The sequence below is a fragment of the Pseudomonas sp. BIGb0164 genome (genome assembly GCF_024810135.1).
Classification (GTDB): Bacteria; Pseudomonadota; Gammaproteobacteria; order Pseudomonadales; family Pseudomonadaceae; genus Aquipseudomonas.
Map to the genome: position 1 here is coordinate 773,145 of NZ_JANUEA010000002.1, position 16,360 is coordinate 789,504.

General features: G+C 58.8%; 18 protein-coding genes and 1 tRNA gene. 14 read left to right on the top strand and 5 right to left on the bottom strand.

All coding sequences use genetic code 11. The annotated features are described in order from the left end of the window. Positions 1 to 86: 86 nt before the first annotated feature. From murI to hemA, 5 genes are read right to left on the bottom strand one after another with little or no spacing between them, the layout of a single operon-like run. Positions 87 to 881 carry a glutamate racemase gene (murI, locus tag M2394_RS07490; protein WP_259171996.1) on the bottom strand — a complete coding sequence of 265 codons (795 nt, stop codon included), beginning with the start codon at positions 879 to 881 and terminating at the stop codon, positions 87 to 89. Then, a complete protein-coding gene (locus M2394_RS07495; RefSeq protein WP_259171997.1) occupies positions 874 to 1,629 on the bottom strand; it encodes a molybdopterin-synthase adenylyltransferase MoeB in 756 nt (251 codons plus the stop codon). Before M2394_RS07495 ends, murI begins: the two co-directional genes overlap by 8 nt. Continuing rightward, positions 1,623 to 2,453, bottom strand: coding sequence for a peptide chain release factor N(5)-glutamine methyltransferase (prmC, locus tag M2394_RS07500; RefSeq protein ID WP_178919210.1), 831 nt, complete (start codon positions 2,451 to 2,453; stop codon positions 1,623 to 1,625). Before prmC ends, M2394_RS07495 begins: the two co-directional genes overlap by 7 nt. Then, positions 2,454 to 3,536 carry a peptide chain release factor 1 gene (gene prfA, locus M2394_RS07505; RefSeq protein WP_176995192.1) on the bottom strand — a complete coding sequence of 361 codons (1,083 nt, stop codon included), beginning with the start codon at positions 3,534 to 3,536 and terminating at the stop codon, positions 2,454 to 2,456. Then, the gene (gene hemA / locus M2394_RS07510) at positions 3,533 to 4,822 is read right to left on the bottom strand and encodes a glutamyl-tRNA reductase (RefSeq protein WP_176995193.1); all 1,290 of its coding nucleotides are present in this window, start codon (positions 4,820 to 4,822) and stop codon (positions 3,533 to 3,535) included. Before hemA ends, prfA begins: the two co-directional genes overlap by 4 nt. 183 nt (positions 4,823 to 5,005) lie before the next feature. Between hemA and M2394_RS07515 the strand changes: the two genes are divergently transcribed. From M2394_RS07515 to M2394_RS07580, 14 genes are all read left to right on the top strand, one after another. Continuing rightward, complete coding sequence (locus M2394_RS07515; RefSeq protein WP_259171998.1) at positions 5,006 to 6,730, top strand: tetratricopeptide repeat protein; 1,725 nt, start codon at positions 5,006 to 5,008, stop codon at positions 6,728 to 6,730. Between the two features lie 4 nt (positions 6,731 to 6,734). Beyond that, positions 6,735 to 7,352 (top strand): lipoprotein insertase outer membrane protein LolB, encoded by a 618-nt coding sequence (gene lolB, locus M2394_RS07520; protein WP_178919214.1) that lies wholly within the window; start codon positions 6,735 to 6,737, stop codon positions 7,350 to 7,352. Positions 7,353 to 7,401: 49 nt separating this feature from the next. Further along, positions 7,402 to 8,205 carry a 4-(cytidine 5'-diphospho)-2-C-methyl-D-erythritol kinase gene (gene ispE / locus M2394_RS07525; protein WP_218646939.1) on the top strand — a complete coding sequence of 268 codons (804 nt, stop codon included), beginning with the start codon at positions 7,402 to 7,404 and terminating at the stop codon, positions 8,203 to 8,205. A gap of 37 nt (positions 8,206 to 8,242) precedes the next feature. Continuing rightward, positions 8,243 to 8,317: transfer RNA gene (locus M2394_RS07530), tRNA-Gln, on the top strand. 46 nt (positions 8,318 to 8,363) lie between these two features. After that, a complete protein-coding gene (locus M2394_RS07535; RefSeq protein WP_003171603.1) occupies positions 8,364 to 9,305 on the top strand; it encodes a ribose-phosphate pyrophosphokinase in 942 nt (313 codons plus the stop codon). 137 nt (positions 9,306 to 9,442) lie between these two features. Further along, positions 9,443 to 10,039 (top strand): 50S ribosomal protein L25/general stress protein Ctc, encoded by a 597-nt coding sequence (locus M2394_RS07540; protein WP_178919218.1) that lies wholly within the window; start codon positions 9,443 to 9,445, stop codon positions 10,037 to 10,039. A gap of 167 nt (positions 10,040 to 10,206) precedes the next feature. Next, the gene (pth, locus tag M2394_RS07545; protein ID WP_010213318.1) at positions 10,207 to 10,791 is read left to right on the top strand and encodes an aminoacyl-tRNA hydrolase; all 585 of its coding nucleotides are present in this window, start codon (positions 10,207 to 10,209) and stop codon (positions 10,789 to 10,791) included. 21 nt (positions 10,792 to 10,812) lie between these two features. Beyond that, entirely contained in the window at positions 10,813 to 11,913 is a 1,101-nt protein-coding gene (gene ychF / locus M2394_RS07550) for a redox-regulated ATPase YchF (protein WP_178919220.1), read from the top strand. Between the two features lie 319 nt (positions 11,914 to 12,232). Further along, positions 12,233 to 13,156: a sigma 54-interacting transcriptional regulator gene (locus M2394_RS07555; protein ID WP_178919222.1), complete on the top strand. Its 924-nt coding sequence runs from the start codon at positions 12,233 to 12,235 to the stop codon at positions 13,154 to 13,156. 172 nt (positions 13,157 to 13,328) lie between these two features. After that, positions 13,329 to 13,523, top strand: coding sequence for a hypothetical protein (locus M2394_RS07560; protein WP_178919225.1), 195 nt, complete (start codon positions 13,329 to 13,331; stop codon positions 13,521 to 13,523). Between the two features lie 116 nt (positions 13,524 to 13,639). Beyond that, positions 13,640 to 14,008 carry an EscI/YscI/HrpB family type III secretion system inner rod protein gene (locus M2394_RS07565; protein ID WP_178919227.1) on the top strand — a complete coding sequence of 123 codons (369 nt, stop codon included), beginning with the start codon at positions 13,640 to 13,642 and terminating at the stop codon, positions 14,006 to 14,008. A 5-nt stretch (positions 14,009 to 14,013) separates the two neighbouring features. Next, positions 14,014 to 14,814, top strand: a complete 801-nt coding sequence (sctJ, locus tag M2394_RS07570; RefSeq protein WP_259171999.1) for a type III secretion system inner membrane ring lipoprotein SctJ — start codon at positions 14,014 to 14,016, stop codon at positions 14,812 to 14,814. A gap of 572 nt (positions 14,815 to 15,386) precedes the next feature. After that, complete coding sequence (sctL, locus tag M2394_RS07575; RefSeq protein ID WP_259172000.1) at positions 15,387 to 16,007, top strand: type III secretion system stator protein SctL; 621 nt, start codon at positions 15,387 to 15,389, stop codon at positions 16,005 to 16,007. A gap of 55 nt (positions 16,008 to 16,062) precedes the next feature. Next, the gene (locus M2394_RS07580; RefSeq protein WP_178919232.1) at positions 16,063 to 16,278 is read left to right on the top strand and encodes a hypothetical protein; all 216 of its coding nucleotides are present in this window, start codon (positions 16,063 to 16,065) and stop codon (positions 16,276 to 16,278) included. Positions 16,279 to 16,360: the final 82 nt, after the last annotated feature.

The window sequence follows — 16,360 nt, forward strand, 5'->3', positions numbered from 1 at the left end:
TATTTGGTTTTGTGCAGGCTAACTCGCTATAGAAGCTGGCGTGTAGACAGAAGTTCAGCTTCTAACCCCGATATTTCACGAATTTTTCACGAGCCAAAACTACGCACAACGCCGGGAGATTTCCATAGTGTTGGTAGGATATTTCTGAGGTGGTCGGCGTCGCCGCTGGTCCAGAACTGCGCAGGCTGCGGGTTTGCGCTGGCCAACAGGTCGCGCTCACTCAGCAGGCGCTTGAGCTGACGCGCCACGGCGGCGCCGGTGTCGATCAGGATGACGCTGGGGAGCAGCATCTGGGCCAGCAGCGGCTTGAGGAAGGGGTAATGGGTGCAGCCAAGGATAATGGTGTCGCAACCGGCGCTGAGCAGCGGTTCGACATAACCCTGCAACATCTGGCGCAACGCGGGGCTGCACAAATCGCCGGTTTCAATCAGCTCCACCAGGCCCGGGCAGGGCTGGGTGATCACCCGCACGTCGGTGGCGAAGCGGTCGAGCAACGCGGCGAACTTGGCGCTTTGCAGGGTGCCGGTGGTAGCCAGTACACCGACCACACCACTGCGGGTAGCGGCAGCGGCCGGCTTGACCGCCGGCTCCATGCCCACCAACGGCCAGTCGGGATAGTCCAGGCGCAAATCCGCAACGGCGGCGACGGTCGCGGTGTTGCAGGCGATAACAAACGCCTTGGCACCTTGGCCACGGAAAAACTCCGCCACCAATCGCGAGCGCTCAAGAATATAGCCTGGGGTTTTCTCGCCATAAGGAATGTGCCCGCAGTCGGCCACATACAACAGCGATTCATGGGGCAACAGCTGCTGGATTTCGTCGAGCACCGTCAGCCCGCCGATGCCGGAATCGAACACACCGATCGGCGCGTCCTTAACCATGCTGCACTCCACACACGCTGCAGCCGGGATCGCGCTTGACCCGCAGTTCGCGAAAACGCGTGGTCAATGCATCAATCAACAGCAGGCGGCCTACCAGCGGCTCGCCAAACCCGGCCAACAGTTTCAACGCTTCCAGGGCCTGCAGGCTGCCGACCACGCCCACTAGCGGGCCGACCACGCCAGCCTCGCTGCAGGTCAGTTCGGTGTCGCTGCCGTGACCATATAAACAGTGGTAGCACGGGCTCTCGGCGCGGCGCGGGTCAAATACCGACAACTGGCCTTCAAGGCGAATCGCGGCACCGCTGACCAACGGTTTACCGGCCGCCACACATGCGGCATTTACGGCTTCGCGGGTGGAGAAGTTGTCACTGCAATCAAGCACCACGTCTACCGCCGTTACGGCGGCCGCCAGGGAATCAGCGTCGAGCGCTGCGCGATGGGCGACCAGCGTGATCTCGGGGTTGATGCCCGCCAGGCGCTGTAGCGCCGAATCGACCTTGGTCTGCCCCACGCTGTGGGTGTCATGGATGATCTGGCGCTGCAGGTTGGTCAGGTCGACGGTGTCGAAGTCCGCCAGGTGCAACTCACCCACGCCGGCTGCCGCCAGGTACAACGCCACCGGTGCGCCCAGGCCGCCGAGGCCGATGATCAGCGCACGGCCGTTTTTCAAGCGCAACTGGCCGTCGATGTCGACCTGCTGCAACAGGATCTGCCGGCTATAGCGCAACAGCTCCTGATCGGTCAGCACGGGCGGCGCCCCAAGGTAATGCGTTCGTGGTTGCCGAGGTCGATACGGCTGTGGACCTCTTCAAAGCCTTCGCCCGACAACAAGTCACGCACGGCCGCAGCCTGGTCATAACCGTGTTCGAGCAACAACCAGCCACCGGCATTCAGGTGCGCTGGAGACTGCGCGATGATCAACCGCAGGTCGTCCAGGCCGTCATGGCCCGCGACCAGTGCGCTGGCCGGCTCAAAGCGCACATCGCCCGCCACCAGGTGCGGGTCGTTGGCGGCAATGTACGGCGGGTTGCTGATGATCAAGTCGTACGTGCGGCCTTGCAGGGCACTGAACCAATGGCTGTTCAGCACCGTCGCGTTATTCAGGTGCAGGCGCTGGCGGTTGCGCTCGGCCAAGGCCACGGCTTCGAGCACGCGGTCGACCGCCGTCACCTGCCAGGCCGGACGCTCGCTGGCCAAGGCCAGGGCGATGGCGCCACTGCCGGTGCCCAGGTCAAGAACGTGGGTGGGCGTGGCCGGCAACAATTCCAGTGCCGCTTCCACCAGCAATTCAGTGTCCGGGCGAGGGATCAGGGTGTGGGGCGCGACTTCCAGGTCAAGCTTCCAGAAACCTTGCTGGCCGAGAATGTAGGCCACCGGCTCACCGCCACGGCGGCGCTGCAGGTAACCGGCGAAGGTCAACGCATCTTCGCTGCTGACGATTTTTTCCGGCCAGGTGTGCAGGTAGCTGCGAGGTTTGCCCAGGGCGGCGGCCAGCAACAACTCGGCGTCCAGGCGCGCGCTAGGCGAATCTGGCAGGTCGGCGGCGCGCAACAGGCTGGCGATGATGGTCATTTATTCACCGATCGCTGCGAGTTGGTCGGCCTGGTATTCGGCGAGCAATGGTTCGATCACCGCTTCGACGCCACCGGCGAGGATCTCGTCCAGGGAATAAAGGGTGAGGTTGACCCGGTGGTCGGTGACCCGGCCTTGGGCAAAGTTGTAGGTGCGGATGCGTTCGGAGCGGTCCCCCGAACCGACCAGCAACTTGCGCTCGCTGGCAATCGCATTAGCGGCAGCGCTGGTCTGCTGGTCGTTGAGTTTGGCCGACAGCCACGACATCGCCCGCGCACGGTTCTTGTGCTGGGAACGTTCTTCCTGGCATTCCACCACGATGCCCGACGGCAAGTGGGTGATGCGGATGGCGGAGTCGGTCTTGTTCACGTGCTGACCACCGGCGCCCGACGAGCGGTAAGTGTCGATGCGCAGGTCGGCCGGGTTGATCTCGATGGCCTCCTGTTCATCCGGCTCGGGCAATACGGCCACGGTGCACGCGGAGGTGTGGATACGGCCCTGGGATTCAGTCGCCGGCACACGCTGTACGCGGTGTGCACCGGATTCGAACTTCAGCTTGCCGTAGACGTTGTCGCCCTCGACCCGCGCGATGACTTCTTTATAGCCGCCGTGCTCACCCTCGTTCTCCGAGAGGATTTCCACGCGCCAGCCACGACGCTCGGCGTAACGCGAATACATGCGGAACAGGTCGCCGGAGAAAATCGCCGCCTCGTCGCCACCGGTGCCGGCGCGAATTTCGAGGAACACGTTGCGCCCGTCGTTGGGGTCCTTGGGCAACAGCATGCGTTGCAGGTCACCTTCCAGTTCGGCGAGTTTTTCCTTGGCCTCGCGGACTTCTTCCACGGCCATTTCGCGCATGTCCGGGTCGCTGTCCTTGAGCAGCGCCTGGGCGCCTTCGAGGTCGGCCTGCACTTTGAGCAGGTTTTTGTAGGTGGCGACAACCGGTTCGACTTCGGCGTATTCCTTGGAATAAGCACGGAACTTGGTCTGATCGGCAATGACTTCGCCATCGCCGAGCAAGGCGGTCAGTTCTTCGAAACGGTCCTGGAGCACGTCCAGTTTATTGAGCAGTGACGCTTTCATTGCGGTTTTTTATCCGAAGAGCTATCTGACGCGCCCTCACCGAGGGCAAAGAGTTCCTGGGCCATGGCCAGCGCATCGAGGCGGCCTTCGGCGGTAAGCTTTTTCAACTGTACGCTGGGGGCGTGGAGCAACTTGTTGGTCAAGCCACGGGCCAGTTGCATCAACACCTCTTCGGCGCTGCTGCCGTTGGCCAGCAAGCGCTGGGCCTTGCTCAACTCCTCGTCGCGCAGGCGTTCGCCCTGTTGACGATACGCCTTGAGCACGTCCACCGCCGCCAGTTCACGCAGGCGCACCATGAAGTCTTCGGCGCCGGTGCTGACCATTTCCTCAGCGGCCTGGGCAGCGCCCTGGCGGCTCTTGAGGTTTTCGGCGACCACTTCGTGCAGGTCGTCGACACTGTAGAGGTAAACGTCGTCCAATTCGCCGACTTCGGGCTCGATATCCCGGGGAACGGCGATGTCCACCATGAAAATCGGCTTGTGCTTGCGCAGCTTCAGTGCACTTTCCACCGCGCCTTTGCCCAGGATCGGCAACTGGCTGGCGGTGGAGCTGATCACGATATCGCTGCGCACCAGTTCGGCCGGGATGTCCGACAACAACACCGCATGGGCACCGAACTGCTCGGCGAGGATGCTCGCGCGCTCCAGTGTACGGTTGGCGACCACAATGCGCTTTACGCCCAGGTCATGCAGGTGACGGGCGACCAGGGTGATGGTTTCACCGGCGCCGATCAGCAGGGCTTGGCTGCGCTGCAGGTCGCTGAAAATCTGTTTGGCCAGGCTGACGGCGGCAAACGCCACGGACACCGGGTTCTCACCGATGGCGGTGTCGGTGCGCACCTGCTTGGCGGAATTGAATGTGGCCTGGAACAGGCGGCCCAGCAACGGCCCCACGGTGCCGGCCTCGCGGGCCACGGCGTAGGCGGATTTCATCTGGCCCAGGATCTGCGGCTCGCCCAGCACCAGCGAGTCGAGCCCTGCGGCGACGCGCATCATGTGACGAACTGCCGCATCTTCTTCGTGCACATAAGCGCTGGCGCGCAGGTCGTCGAGGCTCAAATGGTGATAATCGGCCAGCCAGCGCAGCACCCCATCCGCCGAAAGATGTTCCTGCTCTATATAAAGCTCGCTGCGATTGCAGGTCGAAAGGATCGCAGCTTCGCGGCTGTCGGTGAGCCGGCAGAGCTGCTGCAAGGCCTCAACCAACTGCTCTGGCGTGAACGCAACGCGCTCGCGCACGTCTACGGTAGCAGTCTTGTGGTTAATACCGAGTGCGAGGAAGGCCATTCAATATCGCTGATGATGTCGGGAAGCCGACAATTGTCCTACTTCGAATGATTCAGAACAACCACCGTAGGCTATTGTCCTAATGCCTTGTGTCTATAAAAGGCATCCGCTGAGTCTCGGTTATGTTTGACCGAAGGCTTGTGTCATGATGATCCGACCGCAGGTTAGTCGTCCTCTTCCTATATGAATAGATCTTCCGCGTTGCTCCTTGCTTTTGTCTTCCTCAGCGGCTGCCAGGCCTTGGCCCCCGTGTCGCCGGACGGTACGCCGCCGGTCGAAGACAGCACCCCCGCCCCTGAAAAGCCCAAGGTTTATTCCTCGTTCAAGGAAGAAACGATCTACAGCCTGCTGACCGCGGAACTCGCCGGCCAGCGCAATCGTTTCGATATTGCCCTGGATAACTACGTGACCCAGGCCATCAATACCCAGGACCCGGGCATTTCGGAGCGCGCGTTTCGCATCGCCGAATATCTGGGCGCCGACCAGGCTGCGCTGGATACTTCGCTGATCTGGGCGAAAAACGCGCCGGACGATCTGGAAGCCCAACGCGCCGCTGCCGTTCAACTGGCACGCGCAGGGCGCTATGACGACTCCATGGTCTATATGGAGAAAGTCCTGCAGGGCAAGGGCGACACCCATTTCGATTTCCTCGCGCTGTCGGCCGCCGACACCGACCAGGACACGCGCAATGGCCTGATGAAGAGTTTCGACCGCCTCCTGCAAAAGCACCCGAAGAACAGCCAGCTGATTTTCGGTAAAGCATTGCTGCTGCAACAGGATGACGAGGCCGACGCTGCACTGAAACTGCTGGAACAGAATCCGCCGGAAGACGGCGAGATCGCGCCGATCCTGCTGCGTGCACGCCTGCTGCAGAATCTCAATCGCAGCAAGGAAGCGGTTCCGCTGCTGGAAAAAAGCATCAAGAAGTACCCGGATGACAAGCGTCTGCGCCTGACGTACGCCCGCACGCTGGTCGAGCAGGACCGTATGGAGGACGCCAAAGTGCAGTTCGCCAACCTGGTCCAGCAATACCCGGACGACGACGAACTGCGCTACTCCCTGGCGCTGGTCTGCCTGGAAGCCAAGGCGTGGGACGAGGCCAAGGGGTATCTGGAAGAGTTGATCCAGCGCGAAAGCCATGTGGATTCGGCGCACCTGAACCTCGGTCGTATCGCTGAAGAGCGCAACGACCCGCAGGCGGCCTTGCTCGAATACGCCCAGGTCGGCCCGGGTAACGACTACCTGCCAGCTCAGTTGCGCCAGGCGGACATCCTGATGAGCAACGGCCGCACCGACGAGGCGGAAAAACGCCTGGCGGCGGCGCGCGATGCCGAACCGGACTACGCGATCCAGCTGTACCTGATCCAGGCCGAAACGTTATCGGCCAACAATCAGGGCGAACGCGCCTGGAAGTTGCTGCAGCAAGCCTTGCTGCAATACCCCGACGATTTGAACCTGCTTTATACCCGCGCCATGCAGGCGGAAAAACGCAATGACCTGGCACAGATGGAAAAAGACCTGCGCCTGATCATCAAGCGCGACCCGGACAACGCCATGGCGCTCAACGCCCTGGGGTACACGCTGTCGGATCGCACCACGCGCTACGACGAAGCCAAGGTGCTGATCGAACAAGCCCACAAGCTGAACCCGGAAGACCCGGCCGTGCTCGACAGCCTGGGCTGGGTGAATTACCGCCTGGGCAACCTGGATGAAGCCGAACGTTTGCTGCGCCAGGCGCTGGAGCGCTTCCCCGACCAGGAAGTCGCCGCCCACCTCGGCGAAGTGCTGTGGGCCAACGGCAAGCAGCGCGAAGCACGCCAAATCTGGGAAAAATTCCTCAAGGAACAACCCGAAAGCCCCATCCTGCGCGGCACCATCAAGCGCCTGACCGGATCCGAGACCCTTTAAGCTTATGTTCTTGCGCCACGTTGTAGTCTTCAGTTTTATCGCCCTGCTCGCCGGTTGCGCGGGCATAGGCAGCCGTGAATCCGTTGAAGGCCAGGGCAACCCGGCGCAATGGAAACAGCACAAGGACCAGCTCAGCAGCATTGACGGCTGGCAGATCGAAGGCAAGGTTGGGGTTCGCGCGCCGAAGGATTCCGGCAGCGGCACCTTGTTCTGGCTGCAACGCCAGGACTACTACGACATTCGCCTGTCCGGCCCGCTGGGCCGGGGCGCCGCACGCCTGACCGGGCGCCCGGGGCAAGTGAGCCTTGAAGTGGCCAACCAGGGGCGCTACGAAGCGGCCTCGCCGGAAGCGCTGCTGGAAGAACAGATTGGCTGGAAGCTGCCGGTGTCTCACCTGGTCTGGTGGGTGCGCGGCTTGCCGGCACCGGATAGCAAGAGCCGCCTGAGCCTCAACGGCGACAGCCGCCTGGCCACCCTGGAGCAGGATGGCTGGCAGGTCGAGTATCTGAGCTACGTCGAACAAAGCGGTTACTGGCTGCCCGAGCGCATCAAGCTGCACGGCACCGACCTTGACGTCACGCTGGTGATCAAGGATTGGCAACCACGCAAGCTGGGGCAATAACGTGACAGTAGAACGCCTGACCCTGCCCTCCCCCGCAAAACTCAATTTGATGCTGCACATTCTGGGTCGCCGTGAAGATGGCTACCACGAGTTGCAGACGCTGTTTCAGTTTCTCGACTATGGCGATGAATTGACCTTCGCCGTACGCGACGACGGCGTGATCCAGTTGCACACCGAATTCGAAGGTGTGCCTCACGACAGCAATCTGATTGTGAGGGCGGCAAAAAAACTTCAGGAGCAATCCGGTTGCCCCCTCGGTATCGACATCTGGATCGATAAAATCCTGCCCATGGGCGGCGGTATCGGTGGCGGCAGCTCAAATGCCGCGACCACCTTGCTGGGCCTGAATCATTTGTGGAAGCTGGGCTGGGATCCTGATCGCCTTGCGGCGCTGGGCCTTTCGCTGGGGGCGGACGTCCCGGTTTTCGTGCGCGGGCACGCGGCTTTCGCCGAGGGCGTCGGGGAGAAACTCACCCCTGAATACCCCGAAGAGCCGTGGTATGTCGTGCTTGTTCCGCAAGTATCTGTAAGTACAGCAGAAATTTTTTCAGATCCACTGTTGACACGTAACTCTCCTCCCATTAAAGTGCGCCCCGTTCCCAAGGGAAACAGTCGAAATGACTGCTTACCGGTTGTAGCAAGGCGTTATCCAGAGGTACGTAACGCTTTGAATTTGTTAGGTAAATTTACCGAAGCAAAATTAACCGGAACTGGAAGTTGTGTGTTTGGGGGCTTCCCAAGCAAAGCTGAAGCTGATAAAGTCTCGGCCCTTCTTACAGAGACCCTTACAGGGTTTGTAGCAAAGGGAAGCAACGTTTCGATGTTGCATCGCAAGCTGCAAAGTCTGCTCTAAAAGGAACCGAGTGTTAGGCACTCGTTGCAACAGATACAGGGGCGTCGCCAAGCGGTAAGGCAGCAGGTTTTGATCCTGCCATGCGTTGGTTCGAATCCAGCCGCCCCTGCCATTTTCTAATACTCATCCAGGTTACCCTCAGCCTCTAGGTACTGCGCGTGTCCAAGATGATGGTCTTTACGGGGAATGCTAACCCCGATCTGGCTCGGCGTGTCGTACGTCAGCTGCATATCCCTCTCGGTGACATCTCTGTCGGTAAATTCTCCGACGGCGAAATTACAGCCGAGATCAATGAAAACGTCCGCGGTAAAGATGTCTTCATTATTCAGCCGACCTGCGCTCCGACCAACGATAACCTGATGGAACTCGTCGTGATGGCTGATGCCTTCCGCCGCTCCTCAGCGACTCGAATCACAGCTGTAATCCCTTACTTTGGTTATGCCCGTCAGGATCGCCGTCCGCGTTCCGCACGTGTGGCTATCAGCGCGAAAGTCGTTGCTGACATGCTGACCGTGGTAGGCATCGACCGTGTGCTCACGGTTGACCTGCACGCTGACCAAATCCAGGGGTTCTTCGATATTCCGGTAGATAACATCTACGGCTCCCCGGTATTGGTGGATGACATTGAAGACCAGCGCTTTGAAAACCTGATGATCGTGTCCCCGGACATTGGCGGCGTCGTGCGTGCACGGGCTGTTGCCAAATCCTTGGGCGTGGACCTCGGGATCATCGACAAACGCCGTGAAAAAGCCAATCACTCTGAAGTGATGCATATCATCGGTGATGTCGAAGGGCGTACCTGTATTCTGGTTGATGACATGGTCGACACCGCCGGCACCCTGTGCCATGCGGCGAAAGCCCTGAAAGAGCACGGTGCGGCTAAAGTCTTCGCCTACTGCACACACCCTGTGCTGTCGGGCCGAGCGATCGAGAACATCGAGAATTCCGTGCTGGACGAACTGGTGGTGACCAACACCATCCCGTTGTCCGCCGCCGCTCAAGCCTGTGCGCGTATCCGTCAACTGGATATCGCACCGGTTGTTGCCGAAGCGGTTCGCCGCATCAGCAATGAAGAATCGATCAGCGCGATGTTCCGCTAAGGGTCAAACCTTCGGCACATCCCACTGACGAAAAGCGCCCCGCCCCGACATTCTGTTGGGGCGGGGCTTTTTTGCCCATGTCGAGTACGGCGCTGGTCGCAAACGCCCCTCGATGATGGCTATTTTGGAGATACAAAATGACTGACTTTATTCTGAACGCCCAAGCGCGTACTGACCTGGGGAAAGGTGCGAGCCGCCGCCTGCGTCACGCCGCCAACATCCCAGCCGTTGTTTACGGTGGCAACAAGCCTGCTGAGTCCGTGACCATCCTGGCCAAGGAAATCGCCAAGCTGTTCGAAAACGAAGCTGCCTACAGCCACGTTATCGAGCTGAACGTCGACGGCACCAAGCAAAACGTCATCGTTAAAGCGATGCAGCGTCACCCGTCCAAGCAGTTCATCATGCACGCTGACTTCGTTCGCGTTGTAGCCGGCCAGAAACTGACCGCTATCGTGCCTGTGCACTTCATCGGTGAAGAAGCACCGGTCAAGAAAGGCGGCGAGATTTCTCACGTTGTGAACGAAATCGAAGTGACCTGCCTGCCGAAAGACCTGCCTGAGTTCATCGAAGTCGACCTGTCGGCCGCTGAAGTTGGCGCCATCATCCACCTGTCCGACCTCAAAGCACCTAAAGGCGTTGAGTTCGTTGCACTGGCTCACGGTGATGACAAAGCTGTTGCCAACGTACACGCTCCACGCGTTGCACCAGAAGCTGAAGAAGGCGCTGCAGAGTAATTCACTCTGTATTGCCGGAGCTTGAGGAAACATCGCGGACCGGAACGTAGCGAGAAAGCGGGCGATAACGCGACGTTTACTCTTGAGTAAATGAGCTACTGTTGTCCACTTTCGCCGCACCAAGGTCAGGCGATGTTATCCACAACTCCAAAGGAAGGGCCCCTGTCGTGACTGCCATTAAACTGATCGTTGGCCTGGGAAATCCAGGCGCCGAATACGAACAGACCCGGCATAACGCGGGGGCCCTTTTTGTTGAGCGTATTGCCCACGCGCAAGGTGTGAACCTTGTAGCCGATCGCAAATATTTTGGCCTGACCGGACGCTTCTCGCATCAGGGTCAGGATGTTCGTCTGTTGATTCCCACCACCTACATGAACCGCAGCGGCCAAGCCGTAGCGGCGCTTGCGGGCTTCTTCCGGATAAAGCCTGAAGAAATCCTGGTGGCCCATGACGAACTGGACCTGCCACCCGGTGTTGCCAAGCTCAAGCTCGGCGGCGGGCACGGTGGGCACAACGGCCTGCGCGACATCATCGCGCAGTTGGGCAATCAGAATAATTTCTACCGTCTGCGGCTCGGCATTGGCCACCCAGGCGTTGCCAGTATGGTTTCAAATTTCGTCCTGGGTCGTGCGCCACGCGCCGAACAGGAAAAACTCGATGCCAGCATCGACTTTGCCCTCGGCGTGCTGCCGGATATCTTCGCCGGTGAATGGAACCGCGCGATGAAAAACCTGCACAGCCAGAAGGCCTGACTCTTACCGAGGGGAAACACCATGGGATTCAATTGCGGCATCGTCGGCCTGCCCAACGTCGGCAAATCCACCCTGTTCAACGCCCTGACCAAATCCGGTATTGCGGCGGAGAACTTCCCCTTCTGCACCATCGAGCCCAACAGCGGTATCGTGCCGATGCCGGATCCACGCCTGGACGCCCTGGCGGCTATCGTTAATCCAAAGCGCATCCTGCCGACCACCATGGAGTTCGTCGACATCGCAGGCCTGGTCGCCGGCGCCTCGAAAGGTGAAGGCCTGGGCAACAAGTTCCTGGCCAACATCCGTGAAACCGATGCCATCGCTCACGTGGTCCGCTGCTTTGAAGACGAGAACGTGATTCACGTTTCCAACAGCGTCGATCCGAAACGCGACATCGAGATCATCGACCTGGAACTGATCTTCGCCGACCTCGACAGCTGCGAAAAACAGCTGCAGAAAGTCGCGCGTAACGCCAAGGGTGGCGACAAGGACGCAGTGGTCCAGAAGGGCCTGCTGGAGCAGTTGATCGCGCACTTCACTGAAGGCAAGCCTGCACGCAGCCTGATGAAGAACATGGGCGCCGATGAGAAGGCCGTGATCAAGGGCTTCCACCTGCTGACTACCAAGCCTGTGATGTACATCGCCAACGTCGCCGAAGACGGCTTCGAGAACAACCCGTTGCTCGATGTGGTCAAGGCCATCGCCGACGAAGAAGGCGCGATCGTCGTGCCGGTGTGCAACAAGATCGAAGCGGAAATCGCCGAGCTCGAAGACGGCGAAGAAAAGGACATGTTCCTCGAAGCCCTGGGCTTGGAAGAGCCTGGCCTGAACCGTGTGATCCGCGCTGGTTACGAAATGCTCAACCTGCAGACCTACTTCACCGCCGGTGTGGAAGAAGTCCGTGCATGGACCGTCAAGGTTGGCGCCACCGCCCCACAAGCTGCCGGCGTGATTCACACCGACTTCGAAAAAGGCTTTATCCGTGCCGAAGTGATCGCATACAACGACTTCATTCAGTACAAGGGTGAAGCCGGCGCCAAGGAAGCCGGTAAGTGGCGTTTGGAAGGCAAGGAATACGTCGTTAAAGATGGCGATGTCATGCACTTCCGCTTCAACGTATAAGTGCTCTCTGCGGTTTTTTCCGCAAACAAAAGCCGATGCATTGCATCGGCTTTTTTGTGGGCGCTCGCCCTGACAATAACCTTCATCGCAGCCATTACGACTCACACTTCAGATTAATCCTGTTTTCTTCCGCGCCTTTATGCACCCCCTTACATATACAACTCGCCTCTCCCGGAACAACTCTTACTTTTCTTACAGGATCTTTCTCATTCATCTCTTACAGCCTCAACGAGAAACTTGGTAAGTTACCGTTATCGGCTGATATTGATAGAGCATCAGGCCAACAATGAAGTGACAGCGACAGTGGAGCACCCGCACGATGTCGGCCTCGTTTCAAATAGATACGCCAGTAGATCCACTCTTTATTGAAGGATCTGATATTGAAGAAACCATCAATACTACTGCCACCCTCAATATTGACATCCTCTTGATGGGCGAAACGGGTACCGGCAAGGACACCTTGGCACAACGGGTTCATCATTTGTCGGGGCGGCGCGGTAGCTTCATTGCTGTGAACTGTGCAGCCATCCCCGAAAGCCTTGCGGAAAGCCAGCTGTTCGGCGTCAACAGCGGGGCCTTTACCGGTGCGATGCAATCACGGGCCGGTTTTGTGGAGGCTGCTCATCTGGGGACTCTGTACCTTGATGAAATCGACAGCATGCCGCTGACTCTGCAAGCCAAGCTATTGCGGGTGCTGGAATCCCGCGGCGTGGAGCGCCTAGGCTCGACCCGTTTCATCCCCGTCGATATGCGTGTCATTGCGTCGGCCCAACACTCGTTGCACACAATGGTCGAACAAGGCACCTTCAGGCGCGACCTGTACTTTCGCCTGAATGTCGTCAACATCCAACTCCCGGCCTTGCGGGACCGGCGTGAGCGCATCATTCCGTTGTTCCTGGAAATGATCCAGCAAGAAGCTGCCCACTTCGGCTGTTCGGCCCCGCCGCCGCCTAGTGGGCTGCTGCAGCAATTGCTAAGCCATCCCTGGCAGGGCAACGTTCGTGAACTGCGTTCGACAGCCAAACGCTTCGTCCTGGGCTTACCGCTTCTCTCCACGTCCTTGAACATCAGGCAGGAATCCGTGATGGGTCTGAAAGCACGCCTGCAGCAGCTGGAAAAGGCACTGATCGAAGAGTCGCTGCTACGCCACGATTACTGTGTGGATAGCGCCGCAGTGGAGCTAAGCGTGGCCAAGCGCACGCTTTACTACAGAATGAAGCAGTTGAATATATCCCTGGCTTAACGCGCTTACAAATATTAAGAAACATCTACCACTGAAACATTTGGAACGCCTTGTTGCTAAACACCACACAACTAGGGCCACGCTCAAGGCGTTATTGACATGCTAAGGCATAAATAGGGCTTGGCTAACGGCGAACGTGTATCCCCTTCAAACATTGCAGTTGGAGTTTATTATGTCTATTCCAAGTATTACGCCCCCCAGCACCAACAATAATTTCCTGTCCGCCCCAGGAACAAAACCCGGCACAGGCAACAGCAGTGATGATCTGTTAGACAAGGCAGAGGCCATTGCTCGAGAGGGTTTCGAGTTGAGCCTGAAAGCCAAGCAAATCACCAACAAATATGCGGCAGCTAAAGAAGTTCGATAACACAACCGCCTCCCCGTGTTGTCCATCGGGGAGGCTTTCTTGTTCGCTGAAATAGCAACTTTTGATATCAGCCGTTCCAGGTAGGCTGCCTCAAGTATCGACATAGCAGGCTTTACATGAAGATAGAAGAACTTGACTTTTCAGTGCAACGCAACGCCCTCGAAGAAGCCTTTAACACACGAAGTCATCCTGCCTCTCATACAGACGTAGACTTTTTCACCTCATCGCTGAACCGCCCAGGAGCGACTACCACCCGGGTAGACAATCCTGCGGGACCTTCGCTGCTGGCAGAGGCCGGACAGCACGTCAAGGCCTTGGAAAGCCGTCTTGCGCATGCACTCAAATCAACCAACAAAGGCTCCGACCCGGACGATTTCAAGCAATACCCACGTGAGCTATCCAACGTCGTACTGACCTCCCAACTGCTGGTAAAAAGCCTGGGCAAGGCCACTCAGTGCCTCGACAAAATCTGCAACTTGCAATAATGGCCATGAACAGTTTCCTGCCTGTCGCGTTACTCCTGGCGGCTGCACTGATGTTGGGTGGCTGCAGCGATCGTGTCGAACTTCATCGCCAACTCTCCGAGCAAGAGGCCAATGAGGTCATCGCAGAGTTGGCCGACAAACACATTCGCGCGCAGAAAGTCCCGGCCAAAGATGGCGTCACCGTGGCCGTCAATGCCGTCGACATCGGGCGCGCCGTACGCACGCTGGAAGCCGCCGGGTTGCCTCGAGCGGCACGCACTACGCTGGGTGACACGTTTCGCAAGGAAGGGGTCATTTCCACGCCGCTGGAAGAGCGCGCGCGCTACATCTATGCCCTGTCCCAAGAGCTTGAGGCCACCCTGTCCAATATTGACGGTGTGATCGTTGCGCGTGTGCACGTGGTGCTGCCGGAACGCGTCGCACCGGGTGAGCCGGTCCAACCCGCGTCCGCGTCGGTATTCATCAAACATGACCCGCGCCTGGACCCCGATAACATCTGCGCCCGCGTACGCAGGATGGTCGCGAGCAGCATCCCGGGCATGACCGCTGCGGTGGACAACCCGCAAAAACTAAGTGTGATCTTCGTGCCAGCCACTGCCTATCAGGAACAGCAACGCCTGGCTTACTTCGGCCCTTTCCTGGTGCCCAACGATGACCTCCCGTTCTGGCGAACCAGCGTAACCCTTTTTCTGCTCAGCCTAGTGGCCATCACCCTCGCCGCATCACTCCTGTTTGCACGACGCCAGCGCGCGCGGCAAGGGAGGCCTGTAGCAGGCGAATCAATCGGCGCTGCCCATGACGCCTAGCATCGATCAGTCGGCGAGCGAGCAATTGGCCTGGGCACAATGGTGGGCGTTCCCTTGGAAGTACGCCCACGAAGACTGGCGAGATGACGTTCATAGTGCGATGGACGCGCTCCATCGTAGCGGTGGATGGGCCCCCTGCACGTTCCCGGGTGTTGTCGCCTGTCTGCCTCCGGAGCCTCATACCACCGTGCTCCGCCTGGCCCTTGCCTCCACGGAGCAACTCAATTTGGCGCTGACACTGGTTCACGACATCTTCAATCCGCAAGCCTCGTCAGGCTTGAGCGACAGTCATCAGTTGTGGTGCACACGACTTTCCAAGGCCCTGCCTCCTGCGCGGCCACTGCGCGATGCCGACCCGTTGCAATTGCTCTGTAGCTGGGTAGCGCCCTCCACCTGGCAGCGCCTGCGATTGCGCTTTCCCCGTGGACACGTGCAAGAAGTGGAAAAAAAAAACTCTCCGTCGAGGGAGCAACCAGCCAACTGAACACACTCTGGCAAGCCGTCGTCTGGCGGGTGACGACAACGGCAACCGACACCATCCCCCTCGACTCGAACGTGTAAGGAGAACGCCGATGCTATGCCGACACTCCCTTGAGTTGCCCAGCGGTGCCTCTGGTTTGCCACGTAATCTGATCCTCCGTGAAGAGCTTAAGGACTGGGACCAGGCCAACCAGATTTTACGCCACGCCAGTGCCCAGGCCGACGAGCTGATAAGCCAGGCAGAAAGGAAATGTGAAGTGCTGCAGCAAGAAGCCTCACTGCAGGTCTGGCAGCGCGCAGATACCCAACTCAAGCAGTGGGACCTCGACCGTCAGGCGATGTGTGACAGCCTCGAACACTATGCGACCCGCATCACCCAGCAGGCGATGCGTCGCCTGCTTGACGACATCGCGCCTCCCCAAAGGCTGGCAGCCTTGCTCAAGCAATTACTGGCCAGCCAAGTCCAAGAGGTCAATGCGACGCTGATGTGTCATCCCCATGACGTTGAAGAGATCGAACAGTGCCTCAGCCTTCGCAATGCCACGTATTGGAAGCTTCACACCGACGAAGCAATCCGGCCTCAGACACTCGTTCTGCAAACCGACGAGGGCGACTTCCGAATCAGTTGGAACTCACTGCTCGAAGCGTTCTTCAACAGCAGTCAAGAGTACTTGGATTACGACCTGAAAGTACGCGAGCCAGCGTTTTCATAACGTCTTGCAAACAGGTCTATCGCGCATTCAAACCCACCGACATGAAGGAAAAACCATGGATTTTTTTAATGATCTATCTCGCCAGCTATTAAGAAACAGCGACGTCGCCCACAAGGCCTACAAAGCGAATATCGCTGAAGTCTCAGCCAATGGTTCAGACGCCGAGTTCTTCGAACTGGCCATGAAAAAAGCCACGACGCAGATGGCCTACCTGGAGCACAACCGGGTGAATCACTTGCTGCTCAAAAGTGCCTTTGAGAGTTTCCAGTAACTATGAAAGCGCTGGTCGGTGAGTGGCTCAGAGACCGCGCGGAGCGTGCGATGAGGCCACGCTCTTCGGTTGCCTCCAGACA